The following is a 16662-nucleotide window of genomic DNA, read 5'->3' on the forward strand; positions in this document are numbered from 1 at the left end:
GAGACGGGCGTCACAGTGTCGTTGCGGGCAAGGTCACAGCCGTGCCCTCTGCTGCTCGTTCGGCGATCTGGCCTAGCATCCGAGCATGACGGTCCTGCCTGACGACGGGCTCTCGCTGGCCGCCGAGTTCCCTGACGCGAACCTTGATCAGTGGCACAGCCTGGTGGCGGGTGTCCTGCGCAAGTCGGGCAAGGAAGTCTCCGGCGCGGCAGCGGAGGACGCCCTGTCCACCGCGTTGGAGGACGGGCTGCGCACCCGCCCCCTGTACACCGCGCACGATGCCGCACCCGACCCCGGATTCCCCGGCTTCGCGCCCTTTGTGCGCGGCGCCCGTGCCGAGGGGAACACCACCGGCGGCTGGGACGTACGGCAGCGGCACGCGGTCGCCGACAACAGCGCGGTGCTCACGGACCTGGAGAACGGCGTCACCTCGCTGTGGCTCGTCGCGGGCGAGGGCGGCATCCCGGTCGCCTCGCTCGGCCAGGTCCTCGACGGCGTCTACCTCGACCTCGCGCCGGTCGTCCTCGACGCGGGCAGCCAAGTCGTCCCGGCCGCACAGAAGTTGCTGCGGATCTACGACGAGCGCGGCATCGACCGCAAGGCCGCGCGCGGCAACCTCGGCGCCGACCCGCTGGGCCACGAGGCCCGTACGGGCGAGGCGTTGGACTTCGCGCCGGTCGTCCCGCTCGCGCGCACGTGCGCCGAGGAGTACCCGGGGCTGCGGGCGCTGACCGTGGACGCGCTGCCGTACCACGAGGCCGGCGGTTCGGCCGCGCAGGAGCTGGGCGCCTCGATCGCCACCGGTGTCGCCTATCTGCGGGGGCTGACCGAGGCCGGTCTGAGTGTCGAACAGGCCTGCGCGCAGCTGGAGTTCCGGTATGCGGCGACGGCCGACCAGTTCCTCACGATCGCCAAGCTGCGCGCCGCCCGCCGGCTGTGGGCGCGGGTCGCCGAGGTGTGCGGGGCGCCCGGTGCCGGTGCGCAGGCACAGCACGCCGTGGTGTCGCCGGTGATGATGACCCGCCGCGACCCGTGGGTGAACATGCTGCGCGCGACGATCGCCACCCTGGCCGCCGGAGTGGGCGGCGCGGAGGCCGTCACCGTGCTGCCCTTCGACCACGCGCTCGGCCTGCCGGACGCGTTCGCGCGCCGCGTCGCGCGCAACACCTCGACGATCCTGGTCGAGGAGTCGCATCTGTCCCGGGTGATCGACCCGGCGGGCGGTTCCTGGTACGTGGAGCGGCTGACCGACGAACTCGCCGAGGCCGCCTGGCGGTTCTTCCGGACGATCGAACGCGACGGCGGCCAGGCGGCCGTCCTGCGCTCCGGCCGGATCCGCACCGATCTGGCGACGACGTGGGCGCAGCGTTCCAAGAAGCTCGCCACCCGGCGCGAACCCGTCACCGGCGTCAGCGAGTTCCCGCACCTCGGCGAGAAGCCCGTGGAGCGCACCCCGGCACCCGAGCCCCGGACCGGCGGCCTGCCCCGTGTGCGGCGGGACGAGGCGTACGAGGAGCTGCGTGCCCGCTCCGACGCCCACCTCGCGGCGACCGGGTCCCGGCCTCGCGTCTTCCTGGCGACGCTCGGCCCCGCCGCGGCCCACACCGCGCGCCTGACCTTCGCCGCCAACCTCTTCCAGGCCGGCGGCATCGAGCCGGTCACGGAGGGCACCTTCGAGGAGAGCGGCGCCACCGAGGCCTGCCTGTGCTCCAGCGACGCGCTGTACGAGGAGCGGGCGGACGACGTCGTACGGGCCCTGAAGGCGGCAGGCGCGCGGCATGTGTTCCTCGCCGGGCGGCCCGGGCAGTACTCCGGCGTGGACTCCTACGTCTTCGCGGGCTGCGACGCCGTCGCCGTGCTCACCGCCACCCTCGACCGCATGGGAGTGTCCTGATGACCGCCCCCGCCGGCCCTTCCGTCCCCGACTTCACCGGCATCGACCTGGGGACCCCCACATCCGAAGGCGGCGCCGACGAATGGCGTACGGCGGTGAAGAACGCCACGCAGGAGGCCGATCCGGTGTGGGAGACACCGGAGGGCATCGCGGTCAAGCCGCTCTACACCGGCGCCGACCTGGAGGGCCTGGACTTCCTGGAGACGTACCCGGGGGTGGCCCCGTACCTGCGCGGCCCGTACCCGACGATGTACGTCAACCAGCCCTGGACGATCCGCCAGTACGCCGGCTTCTCCACCGCCGAGGAGTCCAACGCCTTCTACCGGCGCAACCTCGCGGCCGGCCAGAAGGGTCTGTCGGTCGCCTTCGACCTGCCCACGCACCGCGGCTACGACAGCGACCACCCGCGGGTGACCGGTGACGTCGGCATGGCGGGCGTGGCGATCGACTCGATCTACGACATGCGGCAGCTGTTCGACGGGATCCCGCTGGACAAGATGTCCGTGTCGATGACGATGAACGGCGCCGTGCTGCCGGTGCTGGCGCTGTACATCGTGGCGGCGGAGGAACAGGGCGTACCGCCCGAGAAGTTGGCCGGGACCATCCAGAACGACATCCTCAAGGAGTTCATGGTCCGCAACACCTACATCTATCCGCCGAAGCCGTCGATGCGGATCATCTCCGACATCTTCGCGTTCACCTCGCAGCGGATGCCCCGCTACAACTCGATCTCCATCTCGGGCTACCACATCCAGGAGGCGGGCGCGACGGCCGACCTGGAGCTGGCGTACACCCTGGCGGACGGTGTCGAGTACATCCGCGCGGGACGCGAAGTCGGCCTGGACGTCGACGCGTTCGCGCCCCGGCTGTCCTTCTTCTGGGCGATCGGCATGAACTTCTTCATGGAGATCGCCAAGCTGCGGGCGGCACGCCTGCTGTGGGCCAAGCTGGTCCGGCAGTTCGATCCGCAGAACCCCAAGTCGCTGTCCCTGCGCACCCATTCGCAGACCTCGGGCTGGTCGCTGACCGCGCAGGACGTGTTCAACAACGTCACGCGCACGTGTGTCGAGGCGATGGCGGCCACGCAGGGCCACACGCAGTCGCTGCACACCAACGCCCTCGACGAGGCACTGGCTTTGCCCACCGACTTCTCGGCGCGCATCGCCCGCAACACCCAGCTGCTGATCCAGCAGGAGTCGGGCACCACCCGGGTCATCGACCCATGGGGCGGCAGCGCGTACGTGGAGCGGCTGACGTACGACCTCGCGCGCAAGGCCTGGCAGCACATCCAGGAGGTGGAGGCGGCGGGCGGCATGGCCAAGGCGATCGACGCCGGCATCCCCAAGCTGCGCATCGAGGAGGCCGCGGCCCGCACCCAGGCCCGCATCGACTCCGGCCGCCAGCCCGTCATCGGCGTCAACAAGTACCGCGTCGAGACCGACGAGGCGATCGAGGTCCTCAAGGTCGACAACTCCTCCGTGCGGACCCAGCAGATCGAGAAGCTGCGGCGGCTGCGCGCGGAGCGGGACGAGACCGCGTGCCGGGACGCCCTGGACGCGCTGACCCGGGCCGCCGACGGCGAGGGCAACCTGCTGGAGCTGGCTGTGCACGCGGCCCGCGCCAAGGCCACCGTCGGGGAGATCTCCGACGCCCTGGAGAAGGTGTACGGCCGTCACGCCAGCCAGATCCGTACGATCTCCGGCGTGTACCGCAACGAGGCAGGGGAGTCGGAGAACGTGGACCGCACCCGTGCGCTGGTGGACACCTTCGAGGAGGCCGAGGGCCGCCGACCGCGCATCCTGGTCGCCAAGATGGGCCAGGACGGCCACGACCGGGGCCAGAAGGTCATCGCCACCGCCTTCGCCGACCTCGGCTTCGACGTCGACGTCGGCCCGCTGTTCCAGACCCCGGGCGAGGTGGCCCGCCAGGCCGTCGAGGCCGACGTGCACATCGTCGGCGTCTCGTCGCTGGCGGCCGGTCACCTCACCCTCGTACCGGCGCTGAAGGAGGCGCTGGCCGAGGAGGGCCGGGAGGACATCATGATCGTGGTGGGCGGGGTGATCCCCCCGCAGGACGTGCCGACCCTCCTGGAGATGGGCGCGGCCGCCGTGTTCCCGCCGGGGACGGTGATCCCGGACGCGGCCCACGACCTGGTGGAGCGTCTGTCGGCCGACCTCGGGCACGGGCAGTGATCGATCTCGACACGTATGTGAAGGGCGTCCTCGACGGGAAGCGGGCGATCGTCGCCCGCGCCATCACCCTGGTCGAGTCCACCCACCCCCGACACCGGTCGCTCGCCCAGGAGTTGCTCACCGAGCTGCTCCCGCACAGCGGCCGGGCGCGGCGGATCGGGGTCAGTGGTGTGCCGGGTGTGGGGAAGTCGACGTTCATCGACGCGTTCGGCACGATGCTCACCTCGCTCGGGCATCGGGTGGCGGTGCTCGCCGTGGACCCGTCCTCCACTCGTACCGGGGGCTCGATCCTCGGCGACAAGACCCGCATGGAGCGCCTGGCCGTCGATCCGGCCGCCTTCGTACGGCCCTCCCCCAGCGCGGGCACGCTCGGCGGGGTGGCGAAGGCGACCCGGGAGTCGATGGTCGTGATGGAGGCCGCCGGCTACGACGTGATCCTGGTCGAGACCGTCGGGGTCGGGCAGTCGGAGACCGCGGTCGCCGACATGGTCGACTCCTTCCTGCTGCTGAGCCTGGCCCGCACCGGTGACCAGCTCCAGGGCATCAAGAAGGGTGTTCTGGAGCTCGCCGACGTGATCGCGGTCAACAAGGCGGACGGCCCGCACGAGCGCGACGCCCGCGCGGCGGCACGGGAACTGGCGGGCGCCCTGCGGCTCATGCACGGCAAGGACGCCTTCTGGACTCCCCCGGTGCTCAGTTGCAGCGCCCGCGAGGGGACCGGACTGGATGCGGTCTGGGAGCGCCTGGAACAACACCGGACGCTTCTCGACTCCACCGGGAGGCTCACCGCCAAGCGCCGGGACCAGCAAGTGGGCTGGGCGTGGGCGATGGTCCGGGACGAGCTGCTCGGCCGGCTGCACGCCAGCCCGGCCGTCCAGTCCCTCGCACCGGAGCTCGAACAGCAGGTCAGGGACGGCCGGTTGACGGCCACGCTGGCCGCCGAGCGGATCCTCGGGGCGTTCGGCGGCACTGCGAGCGACTGACCGGCCGCGGGGACGCGTCGAGACGGGCGACGGTCGAGGAAGCCCCGGGCCTTCAGCGGTACCCGGACCCCGCAGCCGGTTCTGGCCGTGGGGTCGCCGAGCTGCGGCAAGGCCCCCGGAGCTCGCGCAGGCGGTGGAGACTGCCGCCGCCGCAGTTCACGCGGCCGGTGACGACGGGGGCCTGCTGATCGGCCCCGCCTCCCGCACCTTGGCGACCGCCGCCGCGATCTGCTGTCGCTGCTGCTCCGGCACCGGCGTGCCGTGGACGGCGCCCATCAGGTCCTCGGCGAGGTGGTGCAGTTTGGTGTTGGTGTTCTGGGAGGCGGTGACGAGCACCGTCCAGGCGTCCTCCGCGCTCAGCCCGAACGAGGCCATGACGATCCCGCGGGCCACGTCGATGGCCGGCCGGGTCCGCATCGCCCGGCGCAGCTGGTCGACCTCCAGACGCAGCTCCCGGTCGACGTCCACGGGCTCGGGCAGTTCCTCCACAACGGGGATGGGCTCGACGGCCGGGGGCTTCGAAGCGGCGGGGTTTCCAAAGTCCTCGGTCACGAACAACTCCCGGGCCCCGGTCAGGTCGAGCAGGCGGGCGACGGTCGGACTGCAGGCCCGGATCGTAACCGTCTTGCCCTGGTCGAGGGCCTCCCGGCGCAGGCTCAGCAGAACGTTGAGGCCGGCGCAGTCGCAGAACCGGACCTCTTCCAGGTCCAGGTCCACCCCGGTGGCCGAGCGGTCGAGGACCGCGTACAGATCCGCCTGGAGCTCCTGGGCTCCGACGTCGAACTCACCGCGACAGGTGACGACCGCCCGTCCCCCGGCCACCACAGCCTCGATCGTGGCCAGACACGGCGGGCGCGCGTCCAGCGTGGTGAGGGGCTGCGCCGAGTGCGCAGATTCCGGCATGGCCCTCTCCCTCATGTGCTCGGCTGCCTCTCCCCAGATTCCCTTCACCGCCAACATACGTCAACCAATACACGAAATGAAGTTCAGGTTTTTGGATGCGTGAATGCTTGGTCGCTAGACTGCTGCCATGGATGGAGTGCCCGAGTCTCACACCGGATGGACGTTCGTCACGAACCATGCGCGGGTGCTGGCCGCGATCGCGGACAACCCCAGCACCCGGATCCGCGACATCGCCGCGCACTGCCGGCTCACCGAACGCGCCGTACAGAAGATCATTTCCGACCTGGAGCAGGACGGATACCTCTCGCACGTGCGAGAGGGGCGCACCAACACCTACCGCATCGACCCGGGCAAGGTCCTGCGCCATCCCGCCGAGGCCGGCCTGACCGTGGCGTCGCTGTTGTCCCTGCTCGTCCAGGACGAGGCAGACCGCAGCCCGCTCCCCGACAGCCGGCGGCACACCCCGGCCTGACACTGACGCCGAACGGAACCCGCCCCGGCCCGCGCTGCACCGCGCCGCGTCACGCCCCTGCTCCTGCCCCCCACTCCACCATCCGGGCCGTGGGCCAGGCCGATGTCGGTGCCGAGGTCGGCGCCGATGCCGGACGCGGACGGCAACCCGAGCGCGGTCACCTACGACTGCGACGTCTGCCTGCGCCCGCCTCGGACGGCCGCCCCTACGGGGACACGCTCAGGCGGCCGCGCCGAACCACCTGGGCAGTCGGTCCAGCAGTTCCCGCTGGTCCTCGCCGGCCCAGGCCACATGGCCATCGGGCCGCAGCAGTACCGCGGGGGCGTCCAGTGCGTCACCGGTGTCGACGACGTGGTCGACCCGGTCTGTCCAGCCCGTCACCGAGAGGCGGCCGGTTCGGTCGAGGAGCAGTCCGCGTCCGGCGTGCATCAGCTCATAGAGGCGGCCGCCCCGCACCTCGAGGTCCCGCAGGCGCCGGCCGAGCAGCTCATGGCCCTCGCCGAGGTCGTAGCGGACGCCGATCGCGGTGATCTTCTCGATCAGGTACCGGTTCACCTCGTCGAAGTCCATCAGCTCGGACAGCAGCCGACGCACCGCCCGCGGCCCGGGCTCCGTGGACAGCAGCTCCATCTGCGCGCGGGTGTTGTTCAGGACGTCGGCGGCTACCGGGTGCCGTTCGGCGTGGTAGCTGTCCAGCAGGTCTTCCGGCGCCCATCCGGCCACTTCCGCGGCCAGTTTCCAGCCCAGGTTGAACGCGTCCTGGAGACCGAGGTTGAGGCCCTGTCCGCTCACCGGCGGGTGGACGTGGGCCGCGTCACCGGCGAGCAGCACCCGGCCGACGCGGTAGCGCTCGGCCTGGCGGGTGGCGTCGCCGAAGCGGGAGAGCCAGCGCGGTGAGTGGACGCCGAAGTCGGTGCCGGCGACCGCCCGGAGCCGTCGCTTGAACTCGTCGAGCGTCGGCGCGACCGAGCGGTCACCGCTCACCCCTTCGGCGGGCACGACGACCCGGTACAGCCCGTCCCCGACGGGTCCCAGGCCGAACAGCCTCTGGGTCCGGCGGATCTCGGTCACCACGGCGGTGACCGTCTCCGGCTCCACGCCCACCTCCATCGTGCCGAGCAGCGTCTCGGCCTTGGCGGGTGCGCCGGGGAAGCCGACCCCGAGCAGCTTGCGCACGGTGCTGCGGCCGCCGTCGCAGCCGACGAGAAAGCGCCCGCGCAGCCGCGTACCGTCGGCGAGTTCGACGCTCACCCCGGCCCCGTCGGCATCCTGGCTCAGCCCGACCAGCTCGCAGCCGCGCCGGATCTCGGTGCCGAGCTCGACCGCACGCTCGGCCAGCAGGCGGTCGGTGACGGTCTGCGGGATGGCGAGGACGTAGGCGTGCGCGCTGTCCAGAGCGGCCGGCCAGGGCTTGTCGATGCCGGCGAAGTAGCCGCCTGCAGTGAACTGCCTTCCGTGCGCGAGGAACCGCTCCAGCATTCCGCGCTGGTCCAGCACCTCGATGCTGCGCGCGTGCAGGCCGAGCGAGCGGACGATCTCGGTCGGCTGCGCCGCCTTCTCCAGTACGACCACCCGTACACCGTGCAGCCGCAACTCGGCGGCCAGCATCAGACCGGTCGGGCCGCCACCGGCGATGATCACGTCGAACACTGAATCCCCGTTTCCGCAGGTTCTGGCCTCGGACGGGGATTGTGCGGCACCACCGGGGCCTTGCCGCAAGACCCCCCGTGGGCTATACGTTGAAGAGGGCAGGGAGGTGGTGACCTCCTTGCCTTTCCTCATATGCCCACGCGGAAGCGGAACGCGTTCAGCCCGACTGCGGTTGCAGGTACCGCGCCAGCAGGTCGTCCAGCGTCACCATGCCTGTGAGGGTGCCGGTCCCGTCCCGTACCACCGCCAGGGAGGACCGGTTGCGGCGCAGGAGGTCGATCGCGTCGGCGACCTTGGTGTCCTCCGTCAGCTCCGGGACCGGGCGGGCCAGCGTCCGGGCGGTGGCGGTGCGACCCTGGGCGCGGGCGACCAGGGCGTCTCGGGCGTGGAGCGAGCCGAGCACGAGGTCGCCCTCGCGGACCAGCATGCGGGTGCGGTCGTGGTCGGCGGCCGTACGCAGGATGGCGTCGAGGTCGGCGGTGCCGGGCACCGAGGTGATCTCCGCGGCCGGGATACGCAGGTCACCGACCGGGGTCTCGGGCTCGGTGAGCGAACGGGTGAGCAGCTCCGAGTCGGCCTCGCTGATCAGTCCGAGACGCTGCGACTCCTCGACGAGATGGGTGAGTTGCTCGCGGTTGTGCACGGCGGCCAGCTCGTCGCGCGGGGTGACCCGGCACAGCCGTACCAGCGCGTTGCTCATCCTGTTCAGCACGGAGATCAGCGGCCGGACCACCTTGACGACGCCCCTGAAGGGCGGTGCGAGCAGCATCGCGGAGCGCTCGGGGTGGGCGATCGCCCAGGACTTGGGGGCCATCTCGCCGACCACCATGTGCAGGAACACCACGACCACCATCGCGAACACGAAGGCCACGCCGTAGCTGACCGCGCTGGGCAGTCCCAAGTCGTGCAGCAGGGGGTCGAGTTCGTGGGAGATCGCGGGCTTGGAGACCGAACCGAGGCCCAGGGTGCAGACGGTGATGCCCAGTTGGGCACCGGCGAGCATCAGCGACAGCTCGCGCATCCCGGCCAGGACCGCCTTCGCACCGCGCCGCCCCTCGGCCGCGGCCTTCTCCATGCGGTGCCGCTTGGCGGCGACCAGCGCGAACTCGGCGGCGACGAAGAAGCCGCTGCCGATCAGCAGCAGGACGGTGACGAAGAGCGCCATCGGGAAGCTCATGCCGACTCCACCCTCTCCACGCGCACCCGTTCGGGTACGTGCCGGTCCAGTGTCCGTACGTCGATCACCGCGCGGCCTCCGTCGAGCAGGTCGACGGTGACCCGGTCCCCGATCGCCGGGAAGCGGCCGAGGCGGTCCACGACCAGCCCGGCGACGGTGTCGTAGTCCTCCTCCTCGGGCAGGTCGACGCCGGTGGCGTCGGCGATCTCGTCGAGACGCCGGCCCGCGTCGACAAGCCAGCCGTCCCCGTCGGGCACGGCGAGTTCGGTGACTGTGTCGGTCTCGTCGGCGATGTCGCCGACCAGTTCCTCGGCGATGTCCTCGTAGGTGACGATGCCGGCGACTCCGCCGTGCTCGTCCAGGACGACGGCGAACTCGTCGTCCCGCTCCCGCATCTGCTCGACCGCCTCCGGCAGCGGGAGGGTGTCGGGCAGCAGGAGCGGGAGGCGGGCGAGGGCGCCCGCGGTGGTCCGGGTCAGCTCGTCGGCCGGCAGGCGCGTCAACTCCCGTACGCCCAGGACGCCCGGGACGTCGTCGGGGTGGTCACCGAGGACGGGGTAGGTGGAGTGGCCGTGCTCGGCGATCAGGTCGACGGCCTCGGCGGCGGTGGCGTCCTTGCGCACGAAGACGGCGTCGACGCGCGGCACCATCACCTCGTCGAGGGTGCGCTCGGAGAACTCCAGGGCGTGGTCCAGGAGTTCTGCGGTGTCCCTGGGCAGTTCGCCCTGTTCGTGGGACTCGCCGATGAGATGGCCGAGCTCCTCCAGGGTGGCGCCGTGGTGGAGTTCCTCGACGGGTTCGATGCCGGCCGTGCGGAGCAGGCGGTTGGCCGCCCCGTCGAAGACGTGCACCAGCGGGCCGACGACCTTGAGGTAGCCGAGCGTGGAGGGGGCGAGGGCCTTCGCGAGCCGCTCCGGGACGGCGATCGCGAGGTTCTTCGGGGCCAGCTCGCCCAGGACCATCTGGACGACGGTGGCCAGGACGAAGGCCAGCACGACGGAGATCCCGCCGACGGCCCCCTCGGGGACGCCGAGGCCGGTCAGGGCGGGTTCGAGCAGCGCGGAGACCGACGGTTCGGCGATGAAGCCGACGACCAGACCGGTGACGGTGATGCCCAGCTGGGCGCCGGAGAGCATGAAGGACAGCCGCTCCAGCACCTTCAGCGCGCGGGCGGCCTTCCGGTCACCGGCGTCCGCGTCGCGGGAGAGGGCGAGCCGGTCCGCGGAGACGTACGCGAACTCCTGGGCGACGAAGTAGCCGGTGCCGGCGGTCAGCAGGAAGACGGCCAGCAGGCCGAGGACGGCATTCGTGGTACTCAACGGCGGGTCGATCGCGCGGGGTGGGAGTCCGTCGGTGTGGCGGACACGGGCTTGCTCCTTCGATAGTGATGTGCGCTGTGTGAACGGCCGGGGCCAGGGCGGCGTTCCCCAGATCTACCAGCCGGGCGGCGGGACCGCCCGGCGGTCATACGGCCGCAGGTGTCGGCCCGACCAGCTCGCTGAGGACGTCCTCCATGGTCACGAAGCCGAGGACGGTCCCCGTCTGCCCCGTCACCGCCGCCAGATGACTTCCGTCGGCCCGCAGCGCGGTGAGGGTGTCGTCCAGCGGGGTGTCGATGCGGACCCGGGTGACCGGGTGCAGGGTGGCGCGCGGGAAGGGCCGGTCGCGGTCGGTGACACCGAGGGTGTCCTTGATGTGCAGATAGCCCAGCAGGGTGCCGTCCGGGGCGGTGACTGGGAAGCGGGAGTAGCCCGCCTCGGCGGCGACCCGCTCCAGGCGGGCCGGGGTGACCGAGACGTCGACGGTCCGCATCTTCGGCACCGGGACCAGGATCTCGCCGACCGGCCGGGTGCCGAGCTCCAGCGCGTCCCGCAGCCGTTCGCCGTCGGCCGGCGAGAGCAGCCCGGCCTCGCTCGCGTCGACGACCATGCGGGCGAGCTGGTCGTCGGTGAACACCGACTCGACCTCGTCCTTGGGTTCGACGCGGGCCAGCTTGAGCAGGGCGTTGGCGAAGGCGTTGATGCCGAACACGAAGGGCTTCAACGCGCGCGTGAGGGCCACGAGCGGCGGTCCGAGCAGCAGCGCGGTCGGCACGGGGGCCGCGAGCGCGATGTTCTTCGGCACCATCTCGCCGATCAGCATGTGCAGATAGGTGGCGAGCGACAGGGCGATCACGAACGCGATCGGGTGGACCAGGCCGTCCGGGACGCGGGCCGCCTCGAAGCCTGGCTCCAGCAGGTGGGCGATGGCGGGTTCGGCGACCGCGCCGAGCACCAGCGAGGAGACGGTGATGCCGAGCTGGGCGGTGGCCATCATCGCGGAGAGGTGTTCGAGACCCCACAGGGTCATCCGGGCCCGCTTGTGGCCCGCACGCGCGCGTGGCTCGATCTGGCTGCGGCGCACGGAGATCAGGGCGAACTCGCCGCCCACGAAAAAGGCGTTGGTCAGCAGTGTCAGGGCGCCGACGAGCAGCTGGACGGTGGTCACCGGGTCTCCTCCCCCGTCCGGACCAGGGCCGGTGCGGTGATCCGGACACGGTCGGCCCGGTGGTGGTCGACCTCCAGGACCTCGATACGCCAGCCGCTCCCCACCTCTATGCCGTCGCCCTTGGCGGGGATGCGTGCGAGGCGGGTGGCGACCAGTCCGGCCACCGTCTCGTACGGTCCCTCGGGCGCCGTGAGCCCGATCTCGCCGAGCCGGTCGACGCGGACGGATCCCTCGGCCTCCCACGCCCGGTCACCGGCGGGCCGCACATCAGGTGTCCCGACGGGGTCGTGCTCGTCGCGGACCTCGCCGACGACCTCCTCGACGATGTCCTCGACCGTCGCGACGCCCGCCGTGCCGCCGTACTCGTCGATGACCACGGCCATGGTGCGGGTGGCCCGCAGCCGCTCCAGGAGCCGGTCGGCGGTGAGGCTGTCCGGGACCAGCAGGGGCGCGGTGGCCAGCTCGGTGACCGGGGTGGCGACCCGCTTCTCCGGTTCCAGGGCGAGCACGTCACGGATGTGCACGGTGCCGATGACCTCGTCCAGGCTGTCGCGGTAGACCGGGAAGCGGGACAGGCCGGTGGCGTGCGTGAGGTTCGCGGCGTCCGCGGCCGTGGCGTGGGCTTCGAGGGCCTTGACGTCGACACGCGGTGTCATGACGTTCTCGGCGGTCAGCTCGCCCAGGTGCAGGGTGCGCACGAACAGTTCGGCGGAGTCGGCCTCCAGGGCGCCCTCGGCGGCGGAATGCTCGGCGAGGGCGACGAGTTCCTCGGGACTGCGGGCGGAGACCAGTTCCTCGGCGGGCTCCAGACCGAAGCGCCGTACGACACGGTTCGCTGTGTCGTCGAGGTGACGGATGAACGGGCCGAAGACCGCGGTGAAGGCGCTCTGGGGTCCGGCGACGACCTTGGCGACGGCCAGCGGCCGGGAGATCGCCCAGTTCTTCGGCACCAGCTCCCCGACCACCATCAGCACGACGGTGGACAGGGCCACGCCCAGCGCGGTCGCCACCGGAGCGGCGGCCCCGCCCAGGCCGACGGCCTTCAGCGGGCCCTTGAGGAGCGCCGCGAGGGAGGGCTCGGCGAGCATGCCGATCACCAGGGAGGTGACCGTGATGCCGAGCTGGGCGCCGGAGAGCTGAAAGGTCAGCCTGCGTACGGCCTTCAGCGCGCCGTCGGCGCCCCGCTCACCGGCCTCGGCGGCCCGCTCCAGGTCACCGCGCTCGACGGTGGTCAGGGAGAACTCGGCCGCGACGAACACGGCACAGGCCAGCGTGAGAAGCAGGGCCGAAACAAGCAGCAGGATCTCGGTCACCGGGCCACCCCCGCTCCCCCGGTCGGGCGGCGGACGGCACGGCTGGTACTGGGAGGCTCACCCATTGCGGGACTGTGGCTCCTTCTCGTCGGTCGGGGACGTTCCACCCAAGAGTAAAGGATGGGCAAAGCGGAAGGGGAGCGCCGAGCCTCCCGGCCCGTGGGGGTGCGGGGTACGCTGCCGGTCCGGCGGGCATCTCGTCCGACATCGGCGTCACCCTGACGGAGGCCTTCCCCATGTTCGGACTGAGCGAGCTCGCGATCATCCTGATCGTCGTCATAGCGGTCATCGCCGTCAAAAAGGGCCCGGAGCTGACGCGTACGGCGGGCAGGTCGGCGCGCATCCTCAGGGCGGAGGCCCGCGCGGCGCAGGACCGCCCGAAGCCCCAGGTCATCCAGGGAGAGGTCCTCCGGCCGGGGACCACAGGGGAGACCGAACCGGGGCACGGCACCCGCTGAGACACCCGGCACCCTTGCGCGGTCCGCGGTTTCCCCGCCGCCCGGCCCCGCGATGATCCATGATGAGCGGGTCATGCACCCGCCGGCCACGACGACGCGCGCGCCGCTGCCCCTTCTGCGGGCCGCGGTGTTCGCCGTCGTCGGCACGGTACTCGGGGTCAGCGCCCACCATCTGCTCGCCGAGGGCGAGGTGCCCTTCAGGCACGCCGCCGCCGCGACGGCCGTGCTCTTCGCGGTGGGTCTCGTCGGTGTGCAGCGGCCCAGAAGCCTGGCGTCGGTCGTCGCGTGCAGTGTGGCGGGACAGTCCGGGCTGCATCTGTGGCTGACGCTCACCGCGGCCCCGCATCACCCCGGCGGACACGCGCACGACGCCCACTCGGCATGGCACGAGCGGCTCCACGACTCCCTCGCCATGACGGCGGCCCACTCGCTGGTCGCCGCGCTCGTCGCCGTCCTGCTGCACCGCGCGGACGCGGCCTGCTGGACGGTTGCCCGCGGGGTCACGGCGGCGCTCGACGCGGTACGGGACCGACTGGCCGCCGCCCTGCCGCTGTTCACCCGGCCCACGTCACCCGCACCGACGGCCGGGGTGACGGTCGTGCCGACGTACGACGAACGGCCGCTCACGGCACGGCCGTTGCTGGCACACACGGTGGTACGGCGGGGTCCTCCGGCGACGAGCGCAGCTCTCGCCCACTGACCCCACGGGGACGCCGTCTCGGCCCACGCCGGACGGCCGCCCCGCCGTACGCCCTGCCTGGAGACCTCCATGTCCCGTATCCCCCTTCCCCGTACCCCCCTGACCCGCATTCCGCTGTCGCGTCTGTCCGTCGCCGCCGCCGGAGCCGCGACCGCCGTACTCCTGACCGCCGTTCCGGCCGCCGCCCACACCGAGGTCGAGGCCGACAAGGCGCAGGCCCTCGCCGAGAACGTCACCGTCTCCTTCCACGCCGAGGCCGAGTCCGACACCTCCGGGATCAAGGAGGTACGGGTGGTCCTGCCCGAGGGCATCGCCCCGGCCGACGTGACGTACGGCAAGGGACCCGAGGGCTGGAAGTTCAGCGCGACCGCCGACGGCTACACCGTCAAGGGCACGGAACTGAAGACCGGTGAGAGCGCCGAGTACTCCGTCGTCGTACGGCAGTTGCCCGACGCGGAGGAAGTGCCCTTCAAGACCCTCCAGACCTACGGCGACGGGCACGTCGACCGCTGGATCGAGCTGGACGAGAACGGGGAGAACCCGGCGCCGACACTGAAGCTGAAGGCGGCGGCACCGGACGCGAAGCCGGCCGACCCCTCCCCGAGCCTCTCCGCGAGCCCGACCCCGACAGCCGTGGAAACGACGCCCGCGGCCTCTGCGCAGGCCGCCGACACCGAGACGGACGACGAGAGCGGGCTGTCCGCGGGTGCCTGGACCGGGATCGGCGTGGGCATCCTCGTGGCGGTGGCCGCGGTGGTCTTCGCGGTACGGCGGCGGGGCGGCGCCGAGGAGTAGCCGCACCCGGTCCGGGGGTTTTCCCGCGAGCCCCGGATGAATCCCCCGCCTCCGGGTAGGCCAGCCCCACGGCCCACCCGGAGATGGAGTGCCATGACCTGCGCGAACTCCCCTGCACGGCGCGGGACCTGGGCGGTGGCCCTGGCCGTCACCGCCCTCGTCCTCACCGGAGCCTGCGACGACAACGACGGCGGCAGTGGCGGCGGGGCCTCCCGTCCGGCCCGGTCCTCCACCGCCGGGTCCCCGGGCGCGACCACGGCCGACGGCTCCCCCTCGCTCTCCGCCTCCCCGTCACCGACCGCGACCGCGCCCTCGGACCCGGAGCAGGCCGAGCGGGACATCCGACAGGCGTGGTCGGTTCTCTTCGACCCGAAGTCCTCCCTGGACCAGCGCAGTGACGTCGTCGAGGACGGTGACGAGAACGCCCTGATGATCGACAACCTCTTTCGCGATCCGAGCGGCGGCAAGCTGCGAGCCGAGGTGACCTCCGTGTCGTACACCTCGGACGTGCACGCCGAGGTGGCTTACGAGCTCACGCGCGAGGGGCACCGCCTGGACACCGGCGGTCCGGGGGCGGCCGTACTCCATGACGGCGGTTGGAAGGTCGCCCTGCGTACGGTCTGCGCGCTGACGCGGCACGCCGAGGACGCCCCCGAGGCGCCGAGCTGTGCGGTGGCGTCCTTGAGCCCTGCCGCTAGCCCTGCTTCCGGTCCCGCCGGAACAGGTCGTTGAGTTCCGTCTGGGAGAGCTGGTCGGCGGCGTAGGAGAAGGTGCCCAGGTCGGCCAACTCCCGTGCGGCGTCGAGCAGACGGCGGTACATCGCACGGGCGATGCTGCCGCCGACCGTCACCCGCCGGACGCCGAGTGCGCGCAGGTCGTCGAGGGAGAGCGCGTTCCCGGTCAGGCCCATGACCACGTTGAGCGGGCCGTCGATCTCGCGGACCAGGGTGGCGATGGTCTCGGCGTCGGCGGCGCCGGGCACGAACGCGCAGTCGGCACCGGCGTCCAGACAGGCGTTGGCCCGCCGTACGGCCTCGTCGAGCGTGCCGCCGACCAGGAGCGTGTCGGTGCGGCCGACCAGGACGAAGGGGGCGCCGTCGGCCGCCAGGGTCTCGCGGGCGGCGCGGATACGGTCGGCGGAGAGTTTCTCGTCGTGGAGCGGACGGGTGCGGTCGCCGGTGAAGTCCTCGATGTTGCCGCCCGCGGCTCCGGCGGCGAGGGCCCTCGCGACGGTGGTGGCGACGGCCTCGGGCGACTCGCCGTAGCCCTCCTCCAGGTCCGCGCTGAGCGGCACCGCGATCCCGGCCGCGATCTCACCGACCCGGCGCAGCATGGTCTCGCGGTCGACGCGGTCCTCGGGCGGCTGTTCGGCGAAGAAGTCGTGGTCGGGCCGTCCGAGGGAGAACGCGACGCCCGCGCTCGTGGTCGCCACGGCCGGGAACCCGGCCGCCTCCAGGATCCGGGCGCTGCCCACGTCCCACGCGTTGGGGAGCAGAAAGCACCCCTCCCGGTGCAGATCGGCGAAGCGCTGTGCCTTGACTCGGCTGTCGGTGTCCACACGGTCCTTCCCGGCCCACCGTCCCTCGACGGGCTCCCGGAGAACGTACGCCGCGGGTCCACGCGTGGCGGACTCCTTTT

General features: G+C 72.0%; 15 protein-coding genes. 8 read left to right on the forward strand and 7 right to left on the reverse strand.

All coding sequences use genetic code 11. From position 1 onward, the window contains the following. The first annotated feature begins 85 nt into the window (after window positions 1-85). The 3 genes from ABZT93_RS23755 to meaB are packed head-to-tail and all read left to right on the forward strand — an operon-like array spanning window position 86 to window position 5069. Entirely contained in the window at window positions 86-1894 is a 1809-nt protein-coding gene (locus ABZT93_RS23755) for a methylmalonyl-CoA mutase family protein (protein WP_356107691.1), read from the forward strand. Further along, window positions 1894-4086 carry a methylmalonyl-CoA mutase gene (gene scpA / locus ABZT93_RS23760; protein WP_356107694.1) on the forward strand — a complete coding sequence of 731 codons (2193 nt, stop codon included), beginning with the start codon at window positions 1894-1896 and terminating at the stop codon, window positions 4084-4086. The genes ABZT93_RS23755 and scpA overlap by 1 nt, the downstream gene beginning before the upstream one ends. Further along, complete coding sequence (gene meaB, locus ABZT93_RS23765; protein WP_356107696.1) at window positions 4083-5069, forward strand: methylmalonyl Co-A mutase-associated GTPase MeaB; 987 nt, start codon at window positions 4083-4085, stop codon at window positions 5067-5069. The genes scpA and meaB overlap by 4 nt, the downstream gene beginning before the upstream one ends. A 156-nt stretch (window positions 5070-5225) precedes the next feature. Here the strand turns inward: meaB and ABZT93_RS23770 are convergent, their stop codons facing one another. After that, on the reverse strand, window positions 5226-5972 hold the full coding sequence (locus tag ABZT93_RS23770; protein ID WP_356107699.1) for an ANTAR domain-containing protein: 747 nt from the start codon (window positions 5970-5972) through the stop codon (window positions 5226-5228). Between the two features lie 127 nt (window positions 5973-6099). On the opposite strand from ABZT93_RS23770, the gene ABZT93_RS23775 reads away from it, so the two are divergent. Then, window positions 6100-6444, forward strand: a complete 345-nt coding sequence (locus ABZT93_RS23775) for a winged helix-turn-helix domain-containing protein (RefSeq protein ID WP_356107702.1) — start codon at window positions 6100-6102, stop codon at window positions 6442-6444. 219 nt (window positions 6445-6663) lie between these two features. Here the strand turns inward: ABZT93_RS23775 and rox are convergent, their stop codons facing one another. The 5 genes from rox to ABZT93_RS23800 form a co-directional block, all read right to left on the reverse strand. Continuing rightward, window positions 6664-8094 carry a rifampin monooxygenase gene (rox, locus tag ABZT93_RS23780; RefSeq protein ID WP_356107705.1) on the reverse strand — a complete coding sequence of 477 codons (1431 nt, stop codon included), beginning with the start codon at window positions 8092-8094 and terminating at the stop codon, window positions 6664-6666. 157 nt (window positions 8095-8251) lie between these two features. Further along, window positions 8252-9271, reverse strand: a complete 1020-nt coding sequence (locus tag ABZT93_RS23785; protein WP_356107707.1) for a hemolysin family protein — start codon at window positions 9269-9271, stop codon at window positions 8252-8254. Further along, window positions 9268-10590 carry a hemolysin family protein gene (locus ABZT93_RS23790; protein ID WP_356107710.1) on the reverse strand — a complete coding sequence of 441 codons (1323 nt, stop codon included), beginning with the start codon at window positions 10588-10590 and terminating at the stop codon, window positions 9268-9270. Before ABZT93_RS23790 ends, ABZT93_RS23785 begins: the two co-directional genes overlap by 4 nt. A gap of 145 nt (window positions 10591-10735) precedes the next feature. Next, on the reverse strand, window positions 10736-11758 hold the full coding sequence (locus ABZT93_RS23795) for a hemolysin family protein (RefSeq protein WP_356107713.1): 1023 nt from the start codon (window positions 11756-11758) through the stop codon (window positions 10736-10738). Next, window positions 11755-13071 (reverse strand): hemolysin family protein, encoded by a 1317-nt coding sequence (locus ABZT93_RS23800; RefSeq protein WP_356107716.1) that lies wholly within the window; start codon window positions 13069-13071, stop codon window positions 11755-11757. The genes ABZT93_RS23795 and ABZT93_RS23800 overlap by 4 nt, the downstream gene beginning before the upstream one ends. 236 nt (window positions 13072-13307) lie before the next feature. On the opposite strand from ABZT93_RS23800, the gene ABZT93_RS23805 reads away from it, so the two are divergent. The 4 genes from ABZT93_RS23805 (at window position 13308) to ABZT93_RS23820 (ending at window position 15756) form a co-directional block, all read left to right on the forward strand. Continuing rightward, the gene (locus ABZT93_RS23805; RefSeq protein ID WP_356107719.1) at window positions 13308-13529 is read left to right on the forward strand and encodes a twin-arginine translocase TatA/TatE family subunit; all 222 of its coding nucleotides are present in this window, start codon (window positions 13308-13310) and stop codon (window positions 13527-13529) included. A 73-nt stretch (window positions 13530-13602) separates the two neighbouring features. Beyond that, on the forward strand, window positions 13603-14229 hold the full coding sequence (locus tag ABZT93_RS23810) for a hypothetical protein (RefSeq protein ID WP_356107722.1): 627 nt from the start codon (window positions 13603-13605) through the stop codon (window positions 14227-14229). Between the two features lie 69 nt (window positions 14230-14298). Next, a complete protein-coding gene (locus ABZT93_RS23815) occupies window positions 14299-15024 on the forward strand; it encodes a DUF1775 domain-containing protein (RefSeq protein WP_356107724.1) in 726 nt (241 codons plus the stop codon). A 93-nt stretch (window positions 15025-15117) separates the two neighbouring features. After that, window positions 15118-15756 carry a hypothetical protein gene (locus ABZT93_RS23820; protein ID WP_356107727.1) on the forward strand — a complete coding sequence of 213 codons (639 nt, stop codon included), beginning with the start codon at window positions 15118-15120 and terminating at the stop codon, window positions 15754-15756. On the opposite strand, the gene ABZT93_RS23825 is transcribed toward ABZT93_RS23820, so the two are convergent. Beyond that, complete coding sequence (locus ABZT93_RS23825; RefSeq protein ID WP_356107730.1) at window positions 15719-16582, reverse strand: isocitrate lyase/phosphoenolpyruvate mutase family protein; 864 nt, start codon at window positions 16580-16582, stop codon at window positions 15719-15721. The genes ABZT93_RS23820 and ABZT93_RS23825 overlap by 38 nt on opposite strands. Window positions 16583-16662 lie beyond the last annotated feature (80 nt).

Source organism: Streptomyces sp. NPDC005303 (genome assembly GCF_040607335.1).
Lineage (GTDB): Bacteria > Actinomycetota > Actinomycetes > Streptomycetales > Streptomycetaceae > Streptomyces.